This is a genomic window from Stenotrophomonas sp. CFBP 13718 (assembly GCF_014842145.1).
In the GTDB taxonomy this organism is placed as follows: Bacteria; Pseudomonadota; Gammaproteobacteria; order Xanthomonadales; family Xanthomonadaceae; genus Stenotrophomonas.
The window spans coordinates 84625-105826 of sequence record NZ_JACYVC010000009.1 but is presented as its reverse complement, the minus strand read 5'-3'; the positions used below and the strand labels follow the sequence as shown (position 1 = coordinate 105826).

The window sequence follows — 21202 nt, the reverse complement described above, 5'->3', positions numbered from 1 at the left end:
TTGGCTATTTCTTCTCGCGCAGCGCACTGCGGGTACGCCCAGCCGATGCGCCTGCCGCCGCAGGTGCGTCACGCAGTGCCCGCAGGCGTGCTTCCAGTGGCGCGTTCAGGCGATCGTCCTGCAGTGCGGTCAGGCGCTGCGCGATCTGCGTGGTGGTCTGTCGCGACGAGGACGCGACGCCCCGCACGTCCGGCGCGCGCAGCAGGGCCAAGCGGGTATTCACTTCGTCCTTGAACTGGATGTTGCTTATCACCGCGTCGCGCGCCGCACGCGATGCGGCTTCATGTGCCGCTTTGTCCGCAGCGTGTTTCTGCGCGGCCTTGGCCGCCGCTGCCTGCGCATGCACCGCCACGGCAGTCGCCGCCAAGGAAGGCACCGCCTTCTTCGCCTGCTCCGCTGCGTGGGACTGCGCCGACTCTCTTGCCTGCTGGCTCGCCTGCGCGGCAGCCTGTTTCTGCGCTTGGCTCTGGGCCTGTTCCGCTGCCTGAACCGCTGCAGCCTCACTGGCCTGGCGGGCCGCGTGTGTGTGCACCTGCGATGCGATGGATGCGGTCTCCACCTGCGGAGCGATGGGAATCTCGCGCCCGCCCACCATAGAACCGATCTCATCTGAGGCCTGCTCGATGCACTGTTTCCACGCCAGGCCCCGCTCACTGCGGGTCATCTGCGGCTGCTCCAGCACCTGCGCTTCATAGCGCTTCCACGCACGCTGGATCCGGGTGGAGGCAGGGCCATGACGGTCCGCCTGCATCTGCTCGGTATACCCTCGCGCGGCCTCTTGTTGCTGCTGCTCCAACAAGCTTGCAGGCACAGGGACCCCGCGTAGCGCCGGATACTTGCGCAGCGCATCCCTCCATGCCCCTCCAACCGCGTCGGTCACGGCGTGATCGAGGGAATTCAACTCGTCATAAGAGACCAGTGTGACTTTAGAGAGAACGTCCTGCCGGAACAGCTTGGACTCCAGCAGCAACTGCTTGGCCGGGCAGTAAGCGAGGTCTACTTCCTCGACAAGCTGCTGAAGCTCCATCTTGGCGCGCACCACCGAGAAATTGGTCTCGCCAAGGGACGTATCACTGCCCAGCACTGCGTTTCGCAGCTTGAACATGCCGGACCTCAACTTGAACATGTTGGCTGCGTGCAGCGACCTGTGCTCGCTTACCTCGGCCGATGACGGCCACAATTGCGAAGCCTTGAGGCGGTCGATCCAGCCTTGCGCCGCGTCGGACTGCAGCAGTGCCGAAAAGTAGTTGGCTGTCCCGGGCTGCTTGGCTTTCAGCAGCTGAGCGCGCATCACCTCGCGCGTCATGCCGTTGGGGGCTTCAATCAGCGCTCCCAGCAACTGGATGAAGGCCATGCCTACCTCGGGACGGTCGACAGTATGAAAGCCGACACTGGCGGGATAGGCAGCGAACTCTATCGGCGTCATCAGCAACGCGGCCACCGCCTTCGCATCGACTCGCTGCTCTTGTACCAGCTTGCGCATCAGCAGCAGCCAGTCCTGGTTGGCGGTGAACGCAGCGACGCTATGTGGCTGGTAGCCAGGCCCAAAATCCAGGTTCTGCAGCAGTGACTGATACACATCCGGTGACATGAGCTCGGCGGCGGCTGCGCTGATCACCTTGCTGTTACCTGCATCCAGCCCTTCGCGCAACTGCCTCACTGCATTGTGGAACGCCTGCAACGAACGTATTTCGCGATGCTTGCTGTTGAGCGCCGGCGCCGCGCAGGGCTCGACAGTGCGTAGCAGCGCTTTGTGTCGGGCCTCGATCATGCGTTCCGCGTCATAGCCCGTTGACGCCTGCATCAGCGGCTGCATCGCCTTGCACATTTCGCTTCTCACCCGCTGCGCACGATCGGGATCTGCCTGGACCCATTCCACCAGCTGCCTGGTGTCGAATCGCCTCAGCATCGCGTCACGACGCTCGTTCAACAGCACGGCAAGTACTGAAGGCGCGGGCCATGCGTTGGATCGCGCCTGCGCAGGAGGTTGCCAGTACGTTTCGGTCACCGCTCCGATGGCCACTTCGGGGATCAGCGAGAGCCTATACCCCATCTCGGCCAAGGTATCGCAGACGGCCGAATCGGGGTCCGCTGGCGGACGGAAAAGTTCGACAATGGTTTCAGACTGGAAACCGTACGGCCAACGCAGTGTGTCGTGCAGCGGGCCGGGATCACAGTCCATTGCATCGAAATCATCTGCAAAGATCTTGAATTCAGGTGGCATCGGGAACAGTGACGGCGGTCGCTGGCAGATCGCCACGTCCTTGCTCGCCTCCTTGGGCATCATTGCGCCGGTGCGCATGTTGCGGAAACCCAGCGGTCCGCAGGCACCGAAGTCCAGGCTCATTCCCACCGGCTCACCATCCCGCATCGCGTAGCCGAAATTCTCCATCCGGTAATTCAGCTGGTCCCAGTTGGCCAGCCAGCGAGAGGCGACATAGTGGCGCAGCTGTTCACAGCGCAGCGCAAGGGGCAGCATGCGGTTCATCTGTTCCAGCGCGTTGAAGCGTGCCTGATCAATCTTGGCATGTGCCGCATGCAGCTCAGGGGGTAACTCCCATGGCTGGGCAACCTTGGCCTGTGCAAGCAGCTGACTACATGCAGCGGTCGCATCCTGATGCGCGAGCTGCAGTGCAGAGTAACGCTGCGCAGCTTGCGGATCCTTCTCGCCTACCCGTGCCAGCGCGTGCTCCGTGGTGAGAAATTTGCCGAGGTCATAGAACGTTTCCTCAAAGCGAGACGCGACGCCCGGGGCGGTACCCGCCTGCGTGCTCAGCGGGCTGGCCAGCGCGGTTTCCGGCACAGGCAGGCCGGTCAGCTGGAACAGCTTGGCCATGGTGACTTCCTGCGCACTGCAATCGGTCTGCTTTACCCGCCACTGTTCGCGATTGAGTTCGACCAGCATCGCCGCTCCACTACCGGCGCCCTGCCACTTGATGGCGTGCGCACCGGATAGATCGAGGATGGGCAGTGCGTTTCGTGGCAGCGCCGCCGCATTGGCCACCTGATGGGGAGCCGATGAGGGGCCTGCGGTCGGCTCTTGCCCCTGTCTCACAGACGGGTGGGGAGCATGAGCAGCCGCTGCGGCGCAGGTGGGCGATAGCATGGACAGTTCCGGTATTTACGGCGGGACACAATGCAGGTGTGAATCGCCACCGGCTTTCACAAACGTAGCCTTCGATTCATCCAATGAATCCACCGGGCCGCTACGCAGGTGTCATGCCGCCGTCAGATTCGCATACGCCATCACCAACCACTTGCTACCGGCGTCAGCGAACTCGACCTGCACGCGCGCGTGCGAACCGCTGCCCTCGTAATCAGTGACCATGCCTTCGCCGAACTTCGGATGCGTGACCAGCGTGCCCAGCTTCATCGGCGGCACGTCCAGCGACGCGTGGCCGGCAGTGCGGCTGGCGCCCAGCGAAGAGGGCCGCGACACCTGCACCTTCGGCCGCACTTCATGGAGCAATTCACGCGGGATCTCGCGCAGGAACCGCGAGGGCACGCCGTAGTTGTCCTGGCCATGGATGCGACGTGATTCGGCGTAGCAGAGCACCAGCTTCTGCCGTGCGCGGGTGATGCCCACATAGGCAAGCCGACGCTCTTCTTCCAGGCGCCCGCTTTCTTCCAGCGAGCGCGCACTCGGGAACAAGCCATCTTCCATGCCGGCCAGGAACACCAGCGGGAATTCCAGGCCCTTGGCCGAGTGCAGCGTCATCAGCTGTACGCCGTCCTCATTGGCCTGTGCCTGGCCTTCACCGGCCTCCAGAGCGGCGTAGGCGAGGAAGGCGACCAGCTCGTCCATGTCTTCGACTTCCTCGACATCGTCGGCACGACGCACGAAGCGCGAGGCCACCGAGACCAGTTCGTCGAGGTTGTCGGTGCGGGACTCCGAATCCAGCGCGTTGCGACTTTCCTTGCTCCAGTGTTCGCGCAGCAGCGAGCGCGACAGCACGTGGTCGATGCGCTCGGCGAGCGTCATCTCTGCGGTCTGCGCCTGCAGTTCGTTGACCAGCATCAGGAAGCCGGCCAGTGCGTTGCGTGCACGCCCGGCCAGCGCGCTGCCCTGGGTCACCAGCATGGTGGCTTCCCAGAGTGAAATGCCCTGCGCGCGCGCCTCGCGGCGCACTTCGTCGAGGGTGCGATCGCCGATGCCGCGCGTGGGCGTGTTGACCGCGCGCTCGAACGCTGCGTCGTCGTTGCGATTGGACAGCAGCCGCAGGTAAGACAACGCGTCCTTGATTTCCGCACGCTCGAAGAAGCGCATGCCACCGTAAACGCGGTAAGGCACCTGCTCGCTCAGCAGGACTTCTTCCAGCGCGCGCGACTGCGCGTTGCTGCGGTAGAGCACCGCCACTTCGCCGTGGCTGCCGCCATCGCGCACCCATTGACGCGCGCGTTCGACGACGTAACGCGCCTCGTCCATCTCGTTGTAGGCCGCGTACAGATCGATCGGGTCACCGTCGCCGCTGTCGGTCCACAGCTCCTTGCCGATGCGGTCCGGGTTGTGCGCGATGACCGCGTTGGCGGCGCCGAGGATGTTGGCGGTGGATCGATAGTTCTGCTCCAGGCGGATGGTCTGCGCTCCGGGGAAATCACGCAGGAACCCCTGCACGTTTTCCACCTTCGCACCGCGCCAGCCGTAGATTGCCTGGTCATCGTCACCGACCACGAAGACATGGCCGGTGTCGCCCGCCAGCACCCGCACGAAGGCGTACTGGATGGAGTTGGTGTCCTGGAATTCGTCGACCAGGATCTCGCGGAAGCGGGCGCGGTAGTGGGCCAGCAGGGCCGGGTTGTCACGCAGCAGCTCGTGGGCGCGCAGCAGCAGCTCGGCGAAGTCGACCAGGCCGGCGCGGTCGCAGCGCGCCTGGTACTCGATGTAGGCCTGGCGCATGGTTTCCAGCCACGCGTCATGCGGCTCGGGCTGGATGTGCTGCGGCCGCCGGCCCTCGTCCTTCTGCTCGTTGATCCACCAGGCGATCTGCTTGGGCGGGTACTTGCCATCATCGAGTTCAAGCGCCTGCACGACCCGCTTGACCAGCCGCAGCTGGTCATCCGAATCCATCACCTGGAAGGAATCGGGCAGCTTGGCGTCCGCCCAATGCAGGCGCAGCAGGCGGTTGGCCAGTCCGTGGAAGGTGCCGATCCACGCGCCGCGACTGCCATTGGGCAGCTGCGCGTCGATGCGGTGCCGCATCTCGCCGGCGGCCTTGTTGGTGAAGGTCACCGCGAAGATGCCATGGGTCGGCACGCCGAATACTTCGTGCAGCCACGCAATGCGGTGGGTCAGTACGCGCGTCTTGCCAGAGCCGGCACCGGCCAGCACCAGGTGGTGGCCGGGAGGGGCGGAAACGGCATCGCGCTGGGCCGGGTTCAGGCCATCAAGCAAGTGGGAGACATCCATGCCCCCATTTTACGGCATCGCTGCTTCGAGCTCCTGCACGGCGTGACGCGCGGCGTTCTGCGCTTGCTGACGCAGTTCAGGCACGGCCAGGCTCTCCCACAGGGTGCCGATGCGCAGGCTGCCGAGCACGGCGATATCGGCGTGGGCCGTGCCGTCTGCATCGACCAGCCGGTCACCCTGCGGCGCACTGTCCACACCCAGTCCGTGCGGACCGGGCCGCGCTAAGCCCTCGGCGAGCATCTGCCGCAGCAGGGGATTGCGCAGGCCACCGGCACGCGTCTCCACGCCCGTGGCGTTGACCAGGGCACCAAGGTGCCAATGCCGCAGCGTGTCCTGGGCGCTGTGCGCCGCCAGCTGCAGGCCGTCTTCGGTTTCCACCACGCCCTGCAGCCGAGCACGGTGCTGCTGCAGGCGCCCGTCGCGCATCGCGTCGCGCAGGTGGGCGTGTACATCGGGATCGATCCGGTGCCGATGCACATCCCACTGCCGCGCAACGTGGCGCAGGAAGCGGCGCTGGTCGGCGGCATCCAGGCTTTGCCACAGCGCTTGGCCGAGCGGACGGATGCGTTCCATCACGCTCTGCCAGGGAATGCCGCGCGCGGCCGCATCGCGGGCGTGCTGGCGCAGAGCGCGCATGCGGCCGCGCAGCGACAGGGCGAGCAAGGGCTGCGGGTCGAACTCTGCTGCGGCGCCGTGCGCATGCGGCAGGGGCAGCAGGCCGTGGCGGGAGAACACATGGATTACACCGGTCTGCCCCGCCGCCGACAGGGCCAGCACGCTGTCCACCATGCTCAGCCCGGAGCCGATGATGCCGATCGCGTCGTCACCCGCCAGCAGGCGCACGCCATCGTAGTCCCAGGCTTCTGCGACCTGCTCGTGCGGCAGGGCATCGGCACCGGCCACGGGCATCGGGCGGACGCTGTTGCCGCAGGCCAGGACAACCTGCCGCGCGCTCGCCGTACGCCCGTCGCCGAACTGCAGCTGGAGCCCATCGTCGGCACGACGCAGCGCAAGTATCGGCTGCTGTACCACCGCAAGCTGCGCGACGCTGGTCTGTTGCGCCTCGGACAGACGCTGCCGCAGGTAGGCCGCGTAGTGATGACGCGAGACGAAGCGGGTGGCGAGGGTTGCGTCGTCATCCTGTGGATAGGCCGCCACCGCGCGCAGATACGCGATGAAGTCCGCCGGCTGGTCCGGCAGCGCGCTCATCCGCCCGGCCGGTACGTTGAGCAGGTGCTGCGGCACGCGGGTGGCGTAGGCGATGCCTTCGGCCAGCGTGGAAGCGGGCTCGAACAGCTGCAGCTGCAGCGGGTGGCGCGCATGGCGGAGCGCCTGCAGGGCGACCATCACGCCGGCGGCGCCGCCCCCGATGATGGCCAGGTCGATGCGGTGTGGATGCGCTTGATCGTTCATGACTCGATTGTAGGCGATGGGCAGCGGGCTGCCTTTACATGAGCGCGTCGGCTAGGCGGGCGATGCCTTCACGGCTGCGACGCCAGGCGGCACGTCTGCGCCACTGGTCCAGTTCCAGTGGGCGGGAGTGGCGCAGGTATTCCGCTTCGATGTCCAGCAGCTGGCGGACGATCTTGCGGTCGTAGCACAGCAGGCCGATTTCGGCATTCAGCGCGAACGAGCGGATATCGAGATTGATCGACCCCAGCAAGGCGATGTCCTCGTCAACGCTCAAGTGCTTGGCATGCAGGAAGTGGGGTTCGTACAACGCGATGCGCACGCCACTGCGCAGCAGTTCATCGTAGTACGCCTCCTGCGCCCAGGCGGTCAGCACGGCATTGCTGCTGGCCGATACGATCAGCTGCACATCCACGCCGGACAGCGCTGCGATGCGCAGGGCACTGAGCGTGGCTTCATCAGGCACGAAGTACGGCGTTACCAGCACGATGCGGCGGCGGGCGAGGTGGATCAGCGCGTTGACCGCATCGCGTGCGTTGCTGAACGGATACGCCGGTCCGCTGGGCAGCAGCTGGGTGGCGATGTCCTCGGTGCATACCGGCACATCGGCCATCACGTCCAGGCGCTGGCCGGTTTCCATGTACCAGTCGCTGGCGAACACCGCTTCCAGATGGGCCACGGCGGGGCCGCGCACGCGCGCCACCAGTTCCCGGTTCGGATGGCCCGGCACGAAACCGGCATCGGCCAGGTTCTGCGAGCCGATGTAGCCGACCTTGTTGTCGATCACCGCGATCTTGCGGTGGTTGCGCAGATCCATGCGTCCGCTGCGGCGCCAACGCAGGCCACCCGGCAACATCGCGCGCACGTCGATGTCGCGCGCCAGCAGGCGCTTGCGGTACGCGCGCAGGCCGCGTTTGGCACCCACCGCGTCCAGCAGCAACCGGCAGTGCACGCCGCGCGCGGCGGCCCGCTGCAGCGCTTCGACGATGGCCTCGCCGACCCGATCGTCGAACATCAGGTAGTACAGCAGGTGCACCCGTTCCTCGGCCTGGTCGATGTCGGCGATCAGATGGGCCAGCGAGTCGTCATACCCGGTCAGCAGGTCGAGCGCATTGCCATGGACCGGCATGAAGTCGCCCTGGCGCTCCACCAGCGGCACCACCTCGGCCACCGCGGTGTCCGGGCAGGGTTGCCAGCGCAGCGCGGCCTGCAGCGCCTGTTCCTCGCGGATCACCTGCGAGGCCTCGGCCTGACGCCGCACGCGCTCGGCGGACAGCCACGGATGGCCGAACAGCAGGTACAGGGGCAGGCCCAGCAACGGCACGAAGCCCACCAGCAGCAGCCAACTGCGCGCTGCGCCCGGGGTGGTGCGGGTGGGGATCCAGAACAGCGCGGCCAGCCGGATCAACCAGTCCAGCAGCAACAACCATGACCCCAGCATCCACTCGAACAGCATCGCATCGCCCGTCGGAACATCGACCTGCATTCTGGCACGGGCGGTATGGAGGCAAAAAAAACCCGCCTCGCGGCGGGTTCTTTCTTCGGGAAGACCCGTAATCCGCAAGGATTACTTGATCTTGCCTTCCTTGTACGGGACATGCTTGCGCACGACCGGATCGTACTTCAGGAATTCCATCTTCCCGGGGGTGTTCTTCTTGTTCTTGTCCGTCGTGTAGAAGTGGCCGGTACCGGCCGTCGAAATCAGACGGATCTTGTCGCGCTTGCCTGCCATGATTTACTCCTCAGACCTTTTCGCCGCGCGCACGCAGCTCAGCCAGAACGGAGTCGATACCGTTCTTGTCGATGGTGCGCAGTGCATGCGCGGAAACACGAAGCTTGACCCAGCGGTTCTCGCTGGCAACCCAGAAGCGGCGCTCGTGCAGGTTGGGCAGGAAACGACGACGGGTCTTGTTGTTGGCGTGCGAGACGTTGTTACCCGTCTGCACTCGCTTGCCGGAAACTTGGCATACGCGGGACATTGCGCACCTCGATAGTAGTTGTTGTCAGCCCGTAGCCCGGGCGACGGCGGCCTCGATGGTTGCCCACCACACGTCAAGAGAATCAAAGGGTTACGCTGACCTGGGCGGACCGGAGGACGTGTTCCCGGCCCCGCCGCCCGGAATCAACCGGACACAGCGAGCCGCGAAGTATGCCGCGAACGAGCCCTTGGCGCAAGCGCGCTCCGGGCCACCCCGCAGGGGGCCGGCCGGTACACAGCGCCCTGCCCCGGCGCCTGCTACACAGAGCCCCATGAAACTGCTCGCACTTACCTACGGTACCGAAGGCGATACCCGCCCGCTGACCCTGCTCTGCCGTGGCCTGATGGACGCCGGCCACGAGGTGATGCTGCTCGCGGATGGCAGCACGCTGGGCAGCGCACGTCAGCTGGGTGTGCCGCATGCGGCACTCGACGGCGACATCCACGAAGAAGTGGTGGCGCTGCTCGCCCGCGGCAACAGCCCGCGCGCCGCCAGCCGCGGACTGGCACGCATGGCCCAGCGCCATGTCGCGGCCTGGATGCGTCAGGCCGATGGAGTGGCCAAGGAGTGTGATGCCGTGCTTACCGGCGGGCTGGCGGCCTTCGTCGGCATGAGCGTGGCGGAACACCATGGCCTTCCCCTGATCGGCACCGGCATGATCCCGATCACGCCCACCGGCGCATTTCCTTCACCGTTCCTGCCACCGGGCTGGACCCCGGCGCTGCTCAACCGGGCGAGCTATCGGCTGGTCAACCAGCTGATCTGGCGGCAGTTCCGCGGCCCGATCAACGACGCGCGCCGGGCAGTGCTGGATAGGCCTTCACGACGCAGCCCGTGGACGGACGTGCCGATGCTCTATGGTATTTCCCCCAGCCTGGTGCCGGCTCCGCCGGACTGGCCGTCCGACCATCGGATCTGCGGGCAATGGCGGATGCCGGAGACGCTGGAATGGGCGCCGGATCCGGCCTTGCAGGCGTTTCTCGATGACGGCGAGCGTCCGGTGTATGTCGGCTTCGGCAGCATGACCGGCTTTGATCGTGAGGCCGTGCTGACCGCGCTGTTGCGCATGTTGGAGGGGCGACGCGTGCTGTTGTCGCCTGGCTGGTCCGGCATGCCACAGGTGGCGTTGCCGTCCAGCGTCCATGTGATCGACGCGGTGCCCCACGAGAAGCTGTTTCCGCTCACCTCGCTGGCGATTCACCACGGCGGCAGCGGCACCACACACTCGGCCTGCCGGGCGGGCGTGCCGTCGATGGTGATGCCCTTCGCGGCCGACCAGTTCTTCTGGGCAGATCGCCTGCACCGCCTGCGCGTGGCCCCACGCGCGCTGTCGCCGAAGCGACTGGCCGCTGCATCGCTGGCGGAAGCGTTGGCCTTCGTCGAGCAGGCCGAAACGCGCACACGGGCCGCTGCGTTGGGCCAGCGCATGGCAGGCGAAGACGGCGTGGCCCACGCGGTGGCCGCGATGCAGGCGGCCCTCCCCACAGCCCGGTAGCGCCGAGCCGTGCTCGGCGAGCGCACAGCGCGGCCCGTATCCGACATCGCACCGCCGGACGGATTCCGCCGAGCGTGGCTCGGCGCTACAAAGATATGCCGCCAGCCCGGTAGCGCCGAGCCATGCTCGGCGAGCGCGCAGCGCGGCCTGTATCCGACATCGCACCGCCGGGCGCATCCGCCGAGCGTGGCTCGGCGCTACAAAGATATGCCACCAGCCCGGTAGCGCCGAGCCGTGCTCGGCGAGCGCGCAGCGCGGCCTGTATCCGACATCGCACCGCCGACCGCATCCGCCGAGCGTGGCGCTGCGCCAGGGGCGAGATGCGTGTTCACCGGCTCATGGCGGCGGCGGCTTCACCGAGTTGGTCGGCCAGCGCAGGATCGGTGGCATGCAGTGCGACGAAATCCCGTGCACAGGCCGCGAACTCTCCCGCAGCGGCCTGTGCCGCGTCCACGGCTTGCTGGTGGTACTGAATCAACAGCGCGGGCAGTCCGGGCGTGTCCCTGGTGCGCAACGAAAGCCACAGCGCCCCGATCAAGCGCGCGCGGCGACTGCACAGGTCCTGATGATTGAGCTGGAAGAACGCGATGGTCACCAGTGCGCGTTCGAAATCCCGTCCCCGGTCATGCCGCGGCACAGCCAGCACACCCGCAAAACGGATCAGGCTCGCCGGATCGACATCCAGATGGCCGAGGGGATAAATCAGCAGCGGATCTTCGGCCATTGCGGTGTCCGGATGGGCAGCGCGCGTGCTGCGCGCCCGGCGGACCGGGAAGTAATCCGCCTTCAAGGTCGAGTTGCAGCGCGTGCAGGCGATGACGTAGTTCAACGGATGGTAGGCGAGCAGGTAGTAGCCACGTCGGCTGGCCCGCCCCAACCGGCACGGCGGCACGAAGCCCACGGCGCCCTTACCTGTTGCCGGCGGCCACGTCTTCACCCGCGACTTGGGCCTGAAATGCTCTACCTCATGCACTTTGCTGCTCAGCTCCCTGCCGGCCAGACGGGTCTCGCAGTAGGCACATTTCTCGTGCTGCAGCTCGATGTAGATGTCTTTTATCTCGCCCCAGAAGTCCTGCCCTTCCACGTAGCGTCCTGTACGCCGATACATCGCTTTCCTGCTCTTGGCCCTGGCCAGCCACGACGGCCGATGGGCGGCAATGGCAGCGTACAGGACGTCGGTTTCGGTCTCGATCCGTATCATGCTCACAGCGCTCCGGAAGACAGCAGGTGCAGATAGTCGGCCGCAGCGCGCAGATCCCCCGCCTCGCTTGCGCGCCTCAGCTGTTCCAGCCGGTCCGCCACGCCCGGAGCGCGGGTGGACGCCAAGCCGAAGTAGGGGCTGAGCAGCACCTGTTCCGCACTGCGCCCGTGCACCTGTTCGGGCAGGCGGCGGCACTGGGCGCCGTCGTCATCGCTTTCATCAAGGACCAGCAGGTTCTGCGGCTGCAACGAGCCGACCACCAAGGGGCTGTGCGTCGTAACGATGAACTGGATGTTGGGTAGGGCGCGCGACAGCGTGGGCAGTAACGAGCGTTGCCAATCCGGATGCAGGTGCAGGTCGATCTCGTCGATCAGCACCACCCCGCGGTTGTCCACCAGCTTGCGGCCTGAGGGCGCACCCATGCACAGGTGGTACAGCATGTCGCCGATCCAGCCGATATACGCGCGATAGCCGTCCGACAGCGCGCGGAATGGCACGTGGACGCCGTGCATGCTGAAGCCAGGCGCTTCCGTATCGCCCCTGTTTTCTCCGGTCGCGTGCATGCGGCACGATTCGGGCAGCAGCCGGTTCATCAGGTTGATCACCTGCTTGCCGCGGCCTGGATTCTGCGTGGCATACGCGGGCCACCAGGCAGACAACGGCACCATGCTGTGATGGTCTTCGAACAAGCCTGCCACGCGCTCGTAGCGCGGGGCGCGGGTCTTGAAACGCTGCGCCGGGTCTGCGCCGTGATCGTGTTCAACACGCCGGGTCGCACCGTAGCCCACCAGAAAGAAGGCACTGGTCTGCCGCGTGTCCTGGAGTTCACGGACCTCGCGTGCAACGTGTGGGTCGTCAGGTGGAATCCACTGCAGCACTTCCGAGTCACCGACCTGCTCGACCTTCGCCTGCATCGTCAACGCCACGCTCGCCGAATCGCCGCCGAGTGCGCCATCCTGCGCGTCGACCCACACCGCCGTATCCAGCGTGGCCACCAGCGGTGCACGGCATGGGACGCCTGCCTTGGCGTCCGTGCCTGCGCGCAGGGTCCGCACCAGGCCATCGGCAAAGAACCCTGCGCCGCGTTCAAGCACCGGGGCGAGCACACTCAATGCGATGGCGCGCAGGACGCTCGATTTGCCGGCGCCGTTCACCCCCAGCAGAACGTTGACGTTGGCCAGCGCTGTCCCGTCCGGCGCATCACCCGGTCCGAGCAATGAAACGCTGATGTCCTGGATGGAACGGAAATTGCGGATGCGGAGGGACTGGATGTGCATGTGCGTGCCGATGCAGGGTGCCGACCCAGCATGGCAACCCACCGCAGCCGCTGCAGCAGGCAAACCCGTCGAGGTCGCCGTGCGGCGCTGCGATGGCGGTCGGATGCGTGCATCGCTGTCGTACCGCACGCGCGAGCAGCACGGAAGGCAGGAGGCAACGCATCCCGTCAGTTCAGCCCGTCGTGCCGGGTGCCATCGTCTGCGTCACCCACTCGATGAACACGCGCAGGCGGTGACTGACGTGCCGGTTGGGCGGAAACATCACATGCATCGGTATCGCCTGCAGGTGCCAGTCGTCGAACAGGCGCACGAGCTCAGAACGTCCTTCATGCGGGGCCGCCATATAGACGGGCACGCAGACGATGCCCAGACCCGCCAGGCCGGCAGCGAGATACGCATCGCCATCATCCAGGGCGATCACGTGACGGCCCTGCACGTCCATCCGTTCATCACCGCGCTGCAGGATGAAACGGCGGGTGCGTCCGGTGCGCGGGCGCAGGAAGCCGACGGTGAGGTGGTGCGGCCCGTCGAGGTCCTGCGGATGCGTCGGCGTGCCATGGCCTTGCAGATAGTCCGGACTGGCATACACCGCCAAGGGCAGCGCGCCGATGGGGCGGGCGACCAGCGACAGGTCGTCCGGCGTGCCGCCGCGGATCACGCAGTCCACGCTGTCACCGATCAGGTCCACCTCGCGGTCACTGACCCCGATATGCAGCTCGATGTCCGGATAGCGCGCGTGGAAGTCCGGCAGCGCCGGTACCAGCAGCAGCCGGGCGAACGGGCTGGGCACGTCGATACGCAGCCGTCCGCGCGGTGCCGCCGTAGCGGTGGAGAGACTCCCCTCGACCGCCTCCAGTTCAGCCAGCAGGCCCACCACGCGGGGGTAGTAGGCCTCCCCTTCCGCGGTCAGGTTGAGCCGCCGGGTGGTGCGGTTGAGCAGGCGTACGCGCAGGTGCGTTTCCAGCTGCTGCACCAGTTCGGTGACCCGGGTACGCCCCACCTGCAGGGTGTGCGCTGCCTTGGTGAAGCTGCCGGTTTCGACCACCCGGGCGAAGGCGCGCATTGCGTCGAAACGGTCCATGACGGTCTGTATCTGTCGGCTATGCCGAACAATCTAGGCGTGATTGGACGGTTTATCCAGCACACGAAGCGGTCCAGCATGCAGGCATCCCCGCTGCGCCGTGCAGCGATCCTGATGGAGCCCTTCCATGATCCGTGATGTCGTCTTTCCCGCTGGCCGCCAGGCCCTTTACGACCGTAATCGTTACTCCCCTGCCGTACGGGCCAATGGCTTCCTGTTCGTGTCTGGCCAGGTGGGCAGCCGCGAGGACGGCTCACCCGAGCCCGTGTTGGAAGATCAGGTGCGCCGCGCCTTCGACAACCTCAATGCCGTGCTGTCTGCGGCCGGGTGCACCTTTGATGACGTAGTCGACGTGACGGTGTTCATCGTCGACCCGGAAAAGAACTTCGAAAAAGCCTGGGCGATCGTGCCGGAGTATTGGGGCGAGGCGCCCTACCCCACCCTGACAGGGATCGGCGTGACCTGGCTGTATGGCTTCCAGTTTGAAATCAAGGTGATCGCCAGGGTGCCGGACAGCCAGCCCGCGCGTTGAAGCGCGCGGAACCGACTGGAACGGGTAGAGCCGACTTCAGTCGGCTGCACCATGAGAAGCCGACTGAAGTCGGCTCTACCATGCGTTTTTGGAAGCCGACTGAAGTCGGCTCTACCCTGCGTTTTTGGAAGCCGACTGAAGTCGGCTCTACCATGGCGGCAATTCGGGAAGCCGACTGAAGTCGGCTCTACCTTCGGCGGGTCACTACCGTTCGTTGCGGTGCAGCCAGCGGTACAGCACGGGCAACAGCAGCAGGGTCAGCAGCGTGGACGACACGATACCACCGATCACCACGGTGGCCAGCGGACGCTGCACTTCCGAACCGGCACCCACATTGAAGGCCATCGGCACGAAACCCAGCGAGGCCACCAGCGCCGTCATCAGCACCGGTCGCAGGCGTCCCAGAGCGCCTTCGCGTACGGCCTCGCTCAGCGGCATGCCCTGCGCGCGCAACTGGCGAACGAAGCTGATCATCACCAGACCGTTCAGCACCGCCACGCCGGACAGCGCGATGAAGCCGACGCCCGCGGAAATCGACATCGGCATGCCCCGTGCGGCCAGCGCCAGCACACCGCCGGTCAACGCCAGGGGTACGCCACTGAACACCACCACGGCATCGCGACCCGAACCGAACGCCCAGAACAGCATCGCGAAGATCAGTACCAGGGTGACCGGCACCACCACCGCCAGACGCTGGCTGGCCGATATGAGCTGCTCGAAACTGCCGCCATAGTCGATCCAGTACCCGGTCGGCAGCGGCACCTGCGCGGTGACCGCGGCCTGCAGATCGGCGACGAAACTGCCCAGGTCACGATCGCGTACGTTGGCCGTCACCACGATGCGTCGCTTGCCATTCTCACGATTGATCTGGTTCGGCCCCTCACTGGTCTCGATGCGCGCCAATTCCCGCAGCGGCACGGTCCGTGGCCCGCCCCCGGCAGCACCGACACCCCGGCTCAGCTCATCCGCGTTGCCGCCAGCGAGTGCGGCCTCCAGGGATATGGGCAGGTCGGCGAGGGCAGCCGGGTCCTGCCGCAGCGCTTCCGGAAGCCGCACGACGATGTCGAAGCGGCGGTCACCTTCGAACAGCTGGCCGGCCACCTGGCCCCCTACCGCCGTCGCAACGGTGGACTGTACCTGCCCAGGATTCAGCCCGTACCCCGCCAGCGCCTGGCGATCGGGCAGTACGGTCAGCAACGGCAAGCCACTGGTCTCTTCCAGACGTACATCCGCTGCCCCCGGTACCGCTGCAACCTGCTTTTCGATGCGTTTCCCGAGCTGCACCAGGGTGTCCAGATCATCGCCGTAGACCATCACGGCCACATCCGCGCGCACCCCCGAGATCAGCTCGTTCATGCGCATCTGGATGGGCTGGGTGAACTCGTAGTTGTTGCCCGGCAGCTGTTCCACCGCCGTTTCCAGTTCGCCCAGCAGGGCGGCCCGCGATTTGCGCGGGTCGGGCCATTCGCTGCGGTCTTTCATCATCACGAAGGTATCGGCCACCGACGGAGGCATCGGATCGGACGCGACTTCGGGGGTGCCGATCTTCGAGAACACCTTCTCCACTTCTGCGAACTGCAGCAGGCCCGTTTCGATCTGTACCTGCATCTGCACGGACTGGCTCAGGCTGGTACCCGGTATGCGCATGGCATGCATCGCGACATCGCCTTCGTCGAGGCTGGGCACGAACTCGCTCCCCAGCCGGGTCGCCAGCACACCACATCCCACGATCAGCACCAACGCACCGGCCATCACCCAGCGCGCGTGCTGCAGCACCCGGTCCAGCAGGGGGTGGTAGCGTCGCCGCAACCATGCCATCACCCGGTTCTCTTTTTCCTGGACCCTTCCGCCCAGGAACAGCGCGATGGCCGCCGGTACGAAGCTCAGGCACAGCAGCATCGCCCCGGTCAGTGCCAGCACCACGGTGATCGCCATCGGGTGGAACATTTTTCCTTCGACGCCGGTCAGGGCGAAGATCGGCAGGTACACGGCAGTGATGATGCCCAGGCCGAACAGGCTGGGGCGGATGACCTCGGCGGTAGCGCGTGCGGTCTCGTCGAAGCGCTCGGCGGCGGTCATGTCGCGGCCCAGCGCGTGCTGGCGTTCGCCGAAGCGACGCAGGCAGTTTTCGATGATGATCACGGCACCATCGACGATCAAGCCGAAGTCCAGCGCGCCCAGGCTCATCAGGTTCGCGGACACACCGCCGCGGGCCATGCCGGTCAGGGTGAACAGCATCGACAGCGGAATCACCGCCGCGGTGATCAGCGCGGCCCGGAAGTTGCCGAGCAGCAGGAACAGCACCACGATGACCAGCAACGCGCCTTCCAGCAGATTCTTCGCCACGGTATGGATGGTGCGGTCCACCAGCGCGGTGCGATCATAGCTGGCGGTCACGGTGACCCCATCAGGCAGGCTGCGTTGTGCCTGCGCCAGCTTCGCCGCAGCGGCCTGCGCGACGTTACGGCTGTTGCCGCCGACCAGCATCACCACGGTTCCCATCACGACTTCGTGGCCGTTCTGGGTGGCCGCACCACTGCGCAGCTCTGCGCCTTCGGCCACGCGCGCCACGTCATGCACATGGATCGGCACGCCTTCCCGGCGGTCCAGCACGATGTCGCCGATCTCGTCCAGGTTGGCGACCTGCCCCGGTATGCGCACCAGGAACTGCTGGCCATTGCGCTCGATGTAGCCGGCACCGACGTTCTGGTTGTTGGCCTGCACGGCGGCGACCACGTCGTCCATGGTGAAGCCCAGCGCGCGCAGGCGCGCAGGATCGGGGGTGACGTGGACCTGACGCTGGAAGCCGCCGATGGTGTTGACCTCGGTGACGCCCGGGACGTTGCGCAGCTGCGGCCGGATCACCCAGTCCTGCAGGGTGCGCAGATCGGTGGCGGTGTACGCCGTCCCGTCAGGCTTGCGGGCCGTGGGCGCCGCATCCAGGGTGTACATGAAAATCTCGCCCAGGCCCGTGGCGATCGGACCCAGCTGCGGATCCACTCCCTCCGGCAGCTGCGACTTGACCTGTTGCAGACGTTCGGCCACCTGCTGGCGGGCGAAGTACAGGTCGGTGCCGTCTTCGAACACCACGGTGACCTGGGACAGCCCATAGCGCGACAACGAGCGCACCTGGTCCAGTGCTGGCAAGCCGGCCATCGCGGTTTCGACGGCATAGGTGATGCGCTGCTCGCTCTCCAGCGGCGAATAGCCCGGCGCGGCCGTGTTGACCTGCACCTGTACGTTGGTGATGTCCGGGGTGGCATCGATCGGCAGCCTGCTGAAGCTCCACGTTCCGACCAGCACCAAGGCCAGGGTGAGCCCCATCATCAGCCAGCGCTGGGCAATGGCGCCGCGGACCAGGCGCTCCAGCAGGCCGTGCGGGGTGCCATCGAGAGACGGTTCAATGCTCATGGGCCGCCCCCGCCTTGCCGATGTCCGCCTTCACCGTGTAGCTCTGCTCGACCACGACCTGCTCGCCTGCGCGCAGTCCATCGGTCACCGCGACCTGGCGGGCATCGCGCGCGCCCAGCTGCACGGGGCGTGCGGTGTAGGTGTCGCCGTCGCGCACGAATACCACTTCGCCACCGTCCAGCGTCTGCAGCGCGGTCAGCGGTACGACGATGGGCGCCGGGGTGCTCGCCACCACGATGCGCGCCCGCACGGCCGCGCCGGGCCGCCACAGGCCGTCCGCGTTGTCGATCAGGGCGCGGGCGACCGTGCTCTGGCTGGCGGTCGCGGTGCCGGGCAGCACCCGTTCCAGGGTGACGGTCTGGCTGGCACCGTCGGTCATGCGGGTCACCGTGACCGGCACGCCCGCGGTGATGTGCTGCGTGTCGGAACCGAAGATGTGGAGGTCCACCCACAGCTGCGACAGGTCGCCGATATCGAACAGGACCTGGCCCTCGGCAGCGACGGCACCGAGCTGCACCTGGCGTGACAGCACGACACCGGAAATGGGGGCGGCTACGCTGTAGGTCGACAGGCTGAGGTTGCTTTCGATGCTGGCCAGCGGCTGTCCGGCGCGTACGCGGTCGCCGACATTCGCCCGTAGTGCGCGCACCGGACCGGGGAAGCGTGCAGTGACCTGGGCGCTGCGTCCGTCGACGGGTGCCAGCAGACCCTGCACTTCGTGCTCATCGGCAATCGTGCCCGCCGCAGCGGGCGCGGTGACGATGCCCGCTGCACTCGCCTGTGACGCGGCGATGTGGGTGGTGGCCGGTGCCTCTTCTTCGTCATGTGCTTCCGCTGCGTCATGGTCCACTGCGGGCTTGCCCGCACCCGGGGCCCCGTCGTCCACCTTGCCGGTGCACGCGGCAAGCGCGGAAAGCAGCAGCAACGACAACGCGCTGCGCGCCAACATCGTGAGGGTCAGGGTCATGGGGCGGTTCCTTGGATGGCAGGGGCAACCAGCGGTTGCCCGGTGAGCCTCTGGATTTCAATGAGAGCGGTCTGTCCCGCCAGGGCCGCATCCAGCTGGCGCTGACGCGCTTCGATGCGCATGGCCTGCAGCTGCGACCATTCGAGGTAACTGATGGCACCCGCGCGCCATGCGGTTTCGGCTGCCTTTTCGGCACGGCGCAATTGCGGCACGACGTCGCTGTCCATCCGCGTGACCTCCAGCCTGGCGTTGCCGTAGCGTCCATGTGCCTCAGCCAAGGTGGCGTGCAGCTGCAGCGCGCGCCCTTGGCGTTCCAGCGCGCTCATCGCCAGTTCGCTGCGTGCGGCCCGGATCTCCGGCTCGGCCCGCCGTGCAGCGCCCAGCGGGATGCTGAAGCCGCCCACCAGCGATGCATCGCGGCTGGCCCGGTCGTGGCGCACGCCGAGCTGCCAGGACATGTCACCGCGCAGTTGGGTACTCGCCAACTGCAGCTGTGCCTCACGCACACGTTGTTCGCCGGCGATCACCGCAAGCTCGGGTGTGCGCTCGAGCAGATCGGCCAGTTGGGCGAAGTCCTGCAACGCAGGCAGCTGCAGCGGATCGCCGCTGACCACATCGAACGCAACGCTGCGCTCGTTCCACAACGCGGCCAACGAAAGCCGCGCTGCCTGGGCCTCTTGCACGGCACGGTCACGATCCAGCTCTGCCTGCGCCAGGGCGGCCTGTGCGGTCATCAGGGTCGAAGCCGGTGACGCACCGGCGGTCAGGCGCCGCTGTGCTGCGTCCACCGCGCGCCGACGCTGTTCGATGTCATCCCGGGCAATCCGCTCGCGGGCGGCGGCGGCGGTGATGGCCAGGTAGCGGCGTGCCACCTCCGCCATCATGTCCAGGCGGGTGATCTCCCGCTGCGGGGCCAGTGCATCGAGGTTGGCCTGCGCGACCGCACGGCGCGCATCCAGCTTGCCTCCTCGCTCCAGCACGCCGGCCAACGACACGGTGGTCTCCAGTGAGCGGACACCGCGGCTGTCACCGGTGCCGAGGGCGTTCTCGACGTCTGCGCCGAACACCAGCGGCGGTGCGAGCCCGGCGGCATCGCGTCGTGCCTGCGCGACATCCTGCTGCAAGGGCAGAAGTCGCAGGTCAGGATGGGTGCGCGCAACACGCTCGATGGCGGCATCGAGTGTCAACGGGACAGGGGGCGGCGTCACCTGTGCAGGGGCGCACGGTGCCATCGCCAAGGCCGCCAAGGCGGCCAGGCATTTCCACATGGGGTCTCTCCGAAGGACGTATCAGGGATCAGATCACCGGCTGCGGGCCGGCGGTGGATCAGCCCTGGATCGGAGGACGCAGCAGACTATCGGGCATCATCGATGTCCCGCCGGCGTCGTACACCGCGTCAAGCAGAACGACGCCGGGAGACAAGCTGCACCAGCCAGCGTGCCCCATCGGCAGCTGCCCGCCCTGCCCGTGGCAATGGCCACAATGCACAAGCGCATGCAGCAGCCGGTCGCCGACATCTTCATCGTCGTGACCGCTATCGCTTTCCAGGCTGCCATGCGGCACGGCCGGATGATCCGCGTGGGACAGCTCGTGCAGGTCACCCAACGCCGATGCCAGCGCGCCGCCGGCGGTACCCAGCGCCACCACCACCAGCATCAGCAGGCGGAGCAGGAACAAGCGGCGGTGGCGGGGTGGACGGATCATCACCCGCAGGGTAGCGGGCGCATCGGGCGTTACACAATCGCAGCGACCGCATGCGCCGCTACAGATGGGTCGCCTCGATATCGCCAAGCGACGCACCGGTCACCTCCTTCATGCCGGGCGGCAGCGCCGCTTTCAGCGCGTCCAGACTGGAGAAGTGCACATCGCGTACGCCATTCCATGCCGAGCGAGCTGTCTCCGGTACATGAAGGCGCCAGCCCTGTGCCGAAAACTCCAGCGGCGTACGCACCAGCGGCACCAGTGCACCTGCCCCCGCAGCCGGCCGCGGACGATGCACCAGTACGAAGCTACCCGCCTCATCACGACGCACGCAGAAGCTGCCCGGCTCGCACAACTGCCGGTAGGTCAGGTGAGCCTCGGCCTGGTCCGGGCGCACCGCGATGATGCGCTCCGGATCGGCGAGTGCGGAAGAATGTACGGCGTAATCCAGGTAGAGGGTACTGCGCTCCGCGTGGGTCAACAGGTCCATGACACTGGTGCGCAGCCCATGCTGGTAGCACGGCATGCCGCACATTGTCGTGGTGGTGGTCATTGCTGGCGCGTTGGTCACCGAGAGCGGCGCCCATGCCGGTGGCTCGCCCGAGGGCTGCACGACCCCCTGCGATACGCTGAAGGTTCGCCAATGAATGGAGAAATCATCCGGAACGTTGTTCATGCGGCAGCCTTTTGGAGGTGACCCCCCAAGGCTGCCGCATCCCTGCTGCGGCGCTACCGTGGATC

At 66.6% G+C, this 21202-nt stretch carries 16 protein-coding genes; 2 read left to right on the top strand and 14 right to left on the bottom strand.

Annotated features, from left to right (window positions below; translation table 11 throughout):
• Positions 1-4 precede the first annotated feature (4 nt).
• The 6 genes from IFT58_RS14410 to rpmB form a co-directional block, all read right to left on the bottom strand.
• Complete coding sequence (locus tag IFT58_RS14410; RefSeq protein ID WP_192095679.1) at positions 5-3004, bottom strand: hypothetical protein; 3000 nt, start codon at positions 3002-3004, stop codon at positions 5-7.
• A gap of 213 nt (positions 3005-3217) precedes the next feature.
• The gene (gene uvrD, locus IFT58_RS14405; RefSeq protein WP_192095678.1) at positions 3218-5407 is read right to left on the bottom strand and encodes a DNA helicase II; all 2190 of its coding nucleotides are present in this window, start codon (positions 5405-5407) and stop codon (positions 3218-3220) included.
• A 9-nt stretch (positions 5408-5416) separates the two neighbouring features.
• The gene (locus IFT58_RS14400) at positions 5417-6820 is read right to left on the bottom strand and encodes an FAD/NAD(P)-binding protein (RefSeq protein ID WP_192095677.1); all 1404 of its coding nucleotides are present in this window, start codon (positions 6818-6820) and stop codon (positions 5417-5419) included.
• Positions 6821-6854: 34 nt separating this feature from the next.
• Positions 6855-8273, bottom strand: a complete 1419-nt coding sequence (cls, locus tag IFT58_RS14395) for a cardiolipin synthase (RefSeq protein WP_192095742.1) — start codon at positions 8271-8273, stop codon at positions 6855-6857.
• Positions 8274-8384: 111 nt separating this feature from the next.
• Positions 8385-8549, bottom strand: coding sequence for a 50S ribosomal protein L33 (rpmG, locus tag IFT58_RS14390; protein ID WP_042613882.1), 165 nt, complete (start codon positions 8547-8549; stop codon positions 8385-8387).
• A gap of 10 nt (positions 8550-8559) precedes the next feature.
• Entirely contained in the window at positions 8560-8796 is a 237-nt protein-coding gene (gene rpmB / locus IFT58_RS14385; RefSeq protein ID WP_005411638.1) for a 50S ribosomal protein L28, read from the bottom strand.
• A 271-nt stretch (positions 8797-9067) separates the two neighbouring features.
• Here rpmB and IFT58_RS14380 point away from each other — a divergent pair, with 271 nt between their 5' ends.
• Positions 9068-10291: a glycosyltransferase gene (locus IFT58_RS14380; RefSeq protein WP_192095675.1), complete on the top strand. Its 1224-nt coding sequence runs from the start codon at positions 9068-9070 to the stop codon at positions 10289-10291.
• A gap of 328 nt (positions 10292-10619) precedes the next feature.
• On the opposite strand, the gene IFT58_RS14375 is transcribed toward IFT58_RS14380, so the two are convergent.
• The 3 genes from IFT58_RS14375 to IFT58_RS14365 form a co-directional block, all read right to left on the bottom strand.
• Positions 10620-11492: a hypothetical protein gene (locus IFT58_RS14375; protein WP_192082307.1), complete on the bottom strand. Its 873-nt coding sequence runs from the start codon at positions 11490-11492 to the stop codon at positions 10620-10622.
• Positions 11493-11494: 2 nt separating this feature from the next.
• Entirely contained in the window at positions 11495-12769 is a 1275-nt protein-coding gene (locus IFT58_RS14370; RefSeq protein WP_192095673.1) for an AAA family ATPase, read from the bottom strand.
• Positions 12770-12941: 172 nt separating this feature from the next.
• Complete coding sequence (locus IFT58_RS14365) at positions 12942-13850, bottom strand: LysR family transcriptional regulator (RefSeq protein WP_192095671.1); 909 nt, start codon at positions 13848-13850, stop codon at positions 12942-12944.
• A gap of 127 nt (positions 13851-13977) precedes the next feature.
• Here IFT58_RS14365 and IFT58_RS14360 point away from each other — a divergent pair, with 127 nt between their 5' ends.
• Positions 13978-14382: a RidA family protein gene (locus tag IFT58_RS14360; protein WP_192082299.1), complete on the top strand. Its 405-nt coding sequence runs from the start codon at positions 13978-13980 to the stop codon at positions 14380-14382.
• A gap of 204 nt (positions 14383-14586) precedes the next feature.
• On the opposite strand, the gene IFT58_RS14355 is transcribed toward IFT58_RS14360, so the two are convergent.
• From IFT58_RS14355 to IFT58_RS14335, 5 genes are read right to left on the bottom strand one after another with little or no spacing between them, the layout of a single operon-like run.
• Positions 14587-17754 carry a CusA/CzcA family heavy metal efflux RND transporter gene (locus tag IFT58_RS14355; RefSeq protein WP_192095740.1) on the bottom strand — a complete coding sequence of 1056 codons (3168 nt, stop codon included), beginning with the start codon at positions 17752-17754 and terminating at the stop codon, positions 14587-14589.
• Positions 17755-17782: 28 nt separating this feature from the next.
• Positions 17783-18760 carry an efflux RND transporter periplasmic adaptor subunit gene (locus tag IFT58_RS14350; RefSeq protein WP_192095669.1) on the bottom strand — a complete coding sequence of 326 codons (978 nt, stop codon included), beginning with the start codon at positions 18758-18760 and terminating at the stop codon, positions 17783-17785.
• Entirely contained in the window at positions 18757-20028 is a 1272-nt protein-coding gene (locus tag IFT58_RS14345; RefSeq protein WP_192095667.1) for a TolC family protein, read from the bottom strand. The genes IFT58_RS14350 and IFT58_RS14345 overlap by 4 nt, the downstream gene beginning before the upstream one ends.
• Positions 20029-20086: 58 nt before the next feature.
• Positions 20087-20464 (bottom strand): hypothetical protein, encoded by a 378-nt coding sequence (locus IFT58_RS14340; RefSeq protein ID WP_188325436.1) that lies wholly within the window; start codon positions 20462-20464, stop codon positions 20087-20089.
• Positions 20465-20522: 58 nt separating this feature from the next.
• Complete coding sequence (locus IFT58_RS14335; RefSeq protein ID WP_192095665.1) at positions 20523-21137, bottom strand: hypothetical protein; 615 nt, start codon at positions 21135-21137, stop codon at positions 20523-20525.
• Positions 21138-21202 lie beyond the last annotated feature (65 nt).

Coding starts and splice junctions, on each gene's coding strand:
- IFT58_RS14365 (WP_192095671.1), bottom strand. CDS start 13,850: ATGGACCGTTTCGACGCAATGCGCGCCTTCGCCCGGGTGGTCGAAACC.
- IFT58_RS14345 (WP_192095667.1), bottom strand. CDS start 20,028: ATGTGGAAATGCCTGGCCGCCTTGGCGGCCTTGGCGATGGCACCGTGC.
- rpmB (WP_005411638.1), bottom strand. CDS start 8,796: ATGTCCCGCGTATGCCAAGTTTCCGGCAAGCGAGTGCAGACGGGTAAC.
- IFT58_RS14360 (WP_192082299.1), top strand. CDS start 13,978: ATGATCCGTGATGTCGTCTTTCCCGCTGGCCGCCAGGCCCTTTACGAC.
- cls (WP_192095742.1), bottom strand. CDS start 8,273: ATGCTGTTCGAGTGGATGCTGGGGTCATGGTTGTTGCTGCTGGACTGG.
- IFT58_RS14400 (WP_192095677.1), bottom strand. CDS start 6,820: ATGAACGATCAAGCGCATCCACACCGCATCGACCTGGCCATCATCGGG.
- IFT58_RS14340 (WP_188325436.1), bottom strand. CDS start 20,464: ATGATCCGTCCACCCCGCCACCGCCGCTTGTTCCTGCTCCGCCTGCTG.
- uvrD (WP_192095678.1), bottom strand. CDS start 5,407: ATGGATGTCTCCCACTTGCTTGATGGCCTGAACCCGGCCCAGCGCGAT.
- IFT58_RS14370 (WP_192095673.1), bottom strand. CDS start 12,769: ATGCACATCCAGTCCCTCCGCATCCGCAATTTCCGTTCCATCCAGGAC.
- IFT58_RS14350 (WP_192095669.1), bottom strand. CDS start 18,760: ATGACCCTGACCCTCACGATGTTGGCGCGCAGCGCGTTGTCGTTGCTG.
- rpmG (WP_042613882.1), bottom strand. CDS start 8,549: ATGGCAGGCAAGCGCGACAAGATCCGTCTGATTTCGACGGCCGGTACC.
- IFT58_RS14335 (WP_192095665.1), bottom strand. CDS start 21,137: ATGAACAACGTTCCGGATGATTTCTCCATTCATTGGCGAACCTTCAGC.
- IFT58_RS14375 (WP_192082307.1), bottom strand. CDS start 11,492: ATGATACGGATCGAGACCGAAACCGACGTCCTGTACGCTGCCATTGCC.
- IFT58_RS14380 (WP_192095675.1), top strand. CDS start 9,068: ATGAAACTGCTCGCACTTACCTACGGTACCGAAGGCGATACCCGCCCG.